We start from the raw sequence: 4,154 nt of genomic DNA on the forward strand, positions 1-4,154 counted from the left end.
AACGCCAACCCCCCGCCATCTGACCCAGGTGGGGCCACTTCAAGCCGTCACACCACGACCCCGCAACGACCCCACCGGGGCCAAATCAAGCCGTCACAGTGGGGCCAGACCAAACCGTCAGAGCCACGAGGTCGGCTCGGTACCAGGACTGCTGCACGAAGACGTGATGTCGGCCTGAAAACTGACCCCATCGTTCCGGGCGGATTCGAGCAGTCGTCGCAACAGTGACGATCATCAGGGTGCCAGAGCGGCGTGGAAGACGTTGGCCGGGGTGCGCCAGCCGAGGGTCTTGCGGGGCCGGTTGTTGAGGCGTTGCTCGACGGTGCGGAGATCGGCGGCGGTGTGCTGCGAGGGGTCCGAGCGCCTCGGGAAGTGCTGGCGCAACAGCCGTTGGTGTTCTCGTTCGTGCCACGCTGCCATGGCCGCCCGGGGTGGGCGAAGAACACCCCGTCACGCAGCAGCGGTGCAATCTGCTGGTGGTGGGCCATCTCCGCGCCCTGATCCCAGGTCAGAGTGAGGCGCGCGGCCTCGGGAAGTCCCGCCAGTACGGCGAGGAGTGCGTCGCAGACGGCCTCGGCGGTGCGGTCGACGGGCAGGTGCACCAGCCGCAGGTAGCGGTTGGTGCGGTCGACCAGGGTGGCGATGGCGGATTGGTTCTGCCGACCGACGATGAGGTCTCCCTCCCAGTCACCGATGCGGGTGCGGTGCAGGGCGGCGGCCGGCCGATGTTCGATCAACAGCGTGGGAGCCACGAAGCGGCAGCGGCGCGGGTCAGCTCGACGGCGCCGCTTCCTCAGCGGTCGGCCAGTGCGAAGTCGGCGAGTGAGCTGGCGGCTAAGTCCACCTCTGCCGCCGCGGTAGAGCGCCTGGTAGATCGTCTCGTGGCAGACGTGCCACGAGGGTTGGTCGGGATAGGCCTGTCGAAGCCAGGCGGCAATCTGCTGCGGGCTCCAATCCTCTTCCAGCTTGGCCTGGACTCGACCGGCTACGCCGGCGGCCTGCCGATACGAGCGAAGCGCCAGCCGCCGAGAAGTTCTGGACCGGCAGCGGGTGCTCGAAGGCATCCCAAATGATCGACGCATTCGCATAGAGCGATACTTGGGCCCGGCGGGGCAGCGGATCGCCCAGCGCAATGACGACGATCGGATCCTAGGTCCAAGGCGGACGCGGGCTTCGCCAGTACCTTGCCGCGCACCACAAACCCACAGACGGCGGCCGATGGGCGGACTGGAAGGAAGCACTCCGCACCGAACACCGCACCGTCCGGGCAGGCGTCGAACGCCCTTGGCCAGGATGAAGTGTTTCAAGATCCTCCGCGACTACCGCCGCGCCGCCCACACATTGGCCGACGCTGCTTCCGGCGTCGCCAACCTCGACAACATCATCCTCACCGGCTCACCAATGGCCCGCACTAGGCAGCGCCTTCACCCAGTTACGAGACGTCCCTTAGGTCGATTCCGACGTCGCGGCCAAAGCTGCGTCAAGCTCCGCAGCGTTTTGGAACCGATCGTCGGGTTCACGCCGAGTTGCGGTGGCGATGACGTCACGCAGGCGCGCCGGCACCGGAAGCGTCGAAGTGTCGATGTCCTCCTGGAGGCGCTTGCTCAGCAGCAGCGCCACGCTGGCTGATTCCCAAGGCACCTTTCCTGTCGCACAGAAATACAGAACGAGGCCCAGAGAATAGATGTCGGAGCGGTGGTCGGGGGTCCCGCCAGAAATAGTCTCGGGGGCCATGTACATCGGTGTGCCCACGAGTTGACCTGCGGCAGTGATATTGCCACGACCCTCTTGCCGTGCGATGCCGAAGTCCACGATGACCGGACCCCGGCGGGGTTCCATAACAATGTTTGATGGCTTTAGGTCGATTCGCGCAATCCGCTTTTCGTTCAGGTACGATAAGGCGCTAGCCAGACGCCGCCCAATCTGCACCACCTCGTCAGGTGGCAAGGCGCCCGACTCGGCGACGACGGATGCCAGATCAGAACCGAGCATGAGCTCCATGATGATCGCCACGCCGCCCTCGTCGATGTCGACGGCGTCGTAGGTGCGAACGATCTGCGGGTGTCGCAGCTGCGCGGCAATGTCAGCCTCGCGGCGGAACCGTACGAGGGCGCCCGGGTCGTCCCTGTCGAAGTAGCCGAGGGTTTTGACCGCGATGGCCCGCTGCAACTGCCGGTCAAAACCTCGGTAGACGGTGCCCATGCCGCCGCGCCCGATGGCCTCGCGCAACTCGTATCGATTCGCGAGAACCCGCACTGGCGGCAGTGCCGCACCTCCGGCGCCGGTAGACGTACCGCCGTCGGCCAAGGCGGAGATCTGCAGGGCCGCGCGTTCGGCTTCGTTCGCGGCGGCGAAGCCGAACAGGGCGCGCCGAATTTCGCTGGACAACTTGAAGATGGCGTCGTTTGCGTCGCCGATGATCGTTGCGGTCGCGTTAGACCGCCGGACGTATTCGATGATCTGGTGACGTTGCAGGTGCTCGAGCAGTCGAGCGACGCCCGGCTCCGAGATGCCGAGAGCGGGATCGAAATGCCGGGGCTCGCCCTCGGGGACTAAGTCCTTCGAGGAGAATGGTTCGCCCTCGCTGCGCAGAACCCAGTCCACAACGTAGTAGGCGCTCAGCTTGCGGCGATCCTCGTCGATGTCGGCGCTGAACAGTTGGTCCCGCCGTTGCTGCTCTTGTTCTAGGTGCTCGCTAAGGAGCACCTCAAGGTTGGCGTAGAACTGGACGCGCTTGGCGTCGTGTTCCTGCACGTGCAGCGTCGGGCCGCTCTCTGCCCAGGAGACGAACCCGTTGAACTCCTGCAATAGACGCCGCGGTATGCCCCTTGCCTTGAACTGCAGGTAGTCGCGGAACTGCTTGAGTTCCGCCGGGTACTCGGTAGTGTCGGCACGCACGACGTCGAGGAGACGGTCGACTGCCGACCAACTGCACGGCACGTACAGCCGCCATCCAAAAACACTCTCGTAGATGCTGTTGCCTCGAGCGGCGTCCCTGATGGCATGGTCGTGCAGGTCCGGCCCGGCCACAACGAGAAAGTGAACACCCGGCATGGTCAGGACGTTCTTGACGCCGCCAAGGATTTTCTCGATCACCTCAAGCCCTGCATCGGCGCTGGTCAACTTGTCCGCCTCGTCGAGCACGACAACCAGCCGTATCCGGGCCTTGGTGGGCTTGGACCACGGCTGCAGCCACCGACGCCACCTTGGCAACGGCACGGTCACGGAGCCACTACGGCGCAGCAGCGACACAATCCTGATGATGTCGTGCTCGACATCGGTCTCCGAGTAAGCGAGAAACTGGGCTTCGGTGGCCAGGGACCGGGTGCGCTTCGTGGTCGTCACGACCTTGGGCAGGGGAACCTTCACGATCCGACCGTTTGAAGCCTCGACATTGACGCCCCGCTCGGTTGCTTCCGACCGTGTCTGCTTGAACGCCAGCGACGTGCGCATGTAGGCCACCAGCAGGGACTGCTGCACGTCGGCAGGCAATCGCGACAGCAGGCCACGGTCGTGGAGACTTTCGAACACACGCCGGGTCACCGCGAACAGCAGCCGATCAATGTCGGTCGACCGGGCCACACTCAGCACCACCGGCACCACGAGATCATCCTCGTCGCCCTGCGACAACTCGTTGAGCGCGCGCAGGACCAGTGTCGTCTTGCCAACCCCGCGGAAGCCGGTGACGAGGAAAGCGCCGCCGTGGGAATGGATGATACGAGACCGTAACCCCTCCACCAGGCTCGCGTTGCCCAGCATCGGCAGAGCGTCATCATCGCCCTGAAGTGGCTCGTGAACGAACCGGAAGGAGGTCGTAAGCGGCATGACCAGCAAGGGCCCACTCCCCGTTAGTGCGTAAGCCGCCGGATGACCTTCGCCGCCGGCACCAGCCACACGTCCACACAGCGCTGGCTCTGGCAGTACACATCCGGCTACGGCAAGTCGTCAACGATGTGGCGCAGCTTTGACATGGCCCCGCCGCACGTGCTGTGGCGAGGTTCGCCCGGCTTGCCGGAGGGTTGGTTATCTAGTGCCGTGACCACGAACGTTCACGGTGTTGGGTGACACGCCGTGGGGCCTGTCGGCTGGGCGTTGTCGGGGCGGTCAGGCTGTAGCGGTGGCAGATCTTGTACGCGTGCGGCGGCTCAGTGATC

1 protein-coding gene and 1 pseudogene are annotated in these 4,154 nt (G+C 65.0%); both read right to left on the reverse strand.

What is annotated here, in order from left to right:
- Positions 1-234 precede the first annotated feature (234 nt).
- Positions 235-1,049 (reverse strand): annotated as a pseudogene (locus DLJ59_RS00450) (IS30 family transposase); the annotation flags it as partial.
- Between the two features lie 397 nt (positions 1,050-1,446).
- Positions 1,447-3,759: a protein kinase domain-containing protein gene (locus tag DLJ59_RS00460; protein ID WP_158630756.1), complete on the reverse strand. Its 2,313-nt coding sequence runs from the start codon at positions 3,757-3,759 to the stop codon at positions 1,447-1,449.
- Positions 3,760-4,154: the final 395 nt, after the last annotated feature.

The sequence above is a fragment of the Micromonospora inaquosa genome (assembly GCF_003857055.1).
GTDB classification, from domain to species: Bacteria; Actinomycetota; Actinomycetes; order Mycobacteriales; family Micromonosporaceae; genus Micromonospora; species Micromonospora inaquosa.

What these genes read in the sequence shown, in the direction of transcription:
- DLJ59_RS00460 (WP_158630756.1), bottom strand. Translation starts at nt 3,759, where the DNA reads ATGCTGGGCAACGCGAGCCTGGTGGAGGGGTTACGGTCTCGTATCATC.